Origin of the sequence: Sphingobacterium faecale, assembly GCF_016746095.1 — a bacterium.
In the GTDB taxonomy this organism is placed as follows: domain Bacteria; phylum Bacteroidota; class Bacteroidia; order Sphingobacteriales; family Sphingobacteriaceae; genus Sphingobacterium; species Sphingobacterium faecale.
The window spans coordinates 1-530 of sequence record NZ_JAERTY010000047.1; the positions used below are offsets into that span (position 1 = coordinate 1).

Consider the following 530-nt stretch of genomic DNA (forward strand, 5'->3'; position numbering starts at 1 on the left):
TCGCCCCAATTCATATCCTAAAGCCCCCATAACCTGAAGCTCCAATAGTTTATATGTATTAGGATTTAATTTAGATTTGTAAGTATCTAGAATTAATAATGATTCATCTCGCAATTGAAATTGAAGCTTTATACTATTAACCACATTATTTCCTATCATACCCTTCATCAAATCAGTTCTTCTAGCACCTTCATTCAATTGCTTAATCTTCCACAAAACTTCGTATTTGGTAGCCCCCCGTCCTGAAAATGTAGCATCCCAATTATCTCTGAGCATAGGGATATTATTATTATAACCATCTTCAATGGAAAAAAACATTCCTCTTTTAGGTTTCAGTTTAACATGCACACTATCATCAACTTCGACTAACATTTCTTCCATAATATTTGGCACTTCAATTCCACCTAACTTTTGAAATGATAAATTCATATTAATCCAAGTCCAGACATCCAATGAATCTAATTCAAAACTGTAAATTCCATCTTTATTTGAAGCAATTAGTGTTCGGTAAGGATTTCGGAACGATTCTA

General features: G+C 32.8%; 1 protein-coding gene. It reads right to left on the reverse strand.

What is annotated here, in order from left to right; all coding sequences use genetic code 11:
• Positions 1-429, reverse strand: a 429-nt coding sequence (locus JKG61_RS22810) for a hypothetical protein (RefSeq protein WP_202105315.1), incomplete at its 3' end; no start/stop codon positions are given.
• Positions 430-530: the final 101 nt, after the last annotated feature.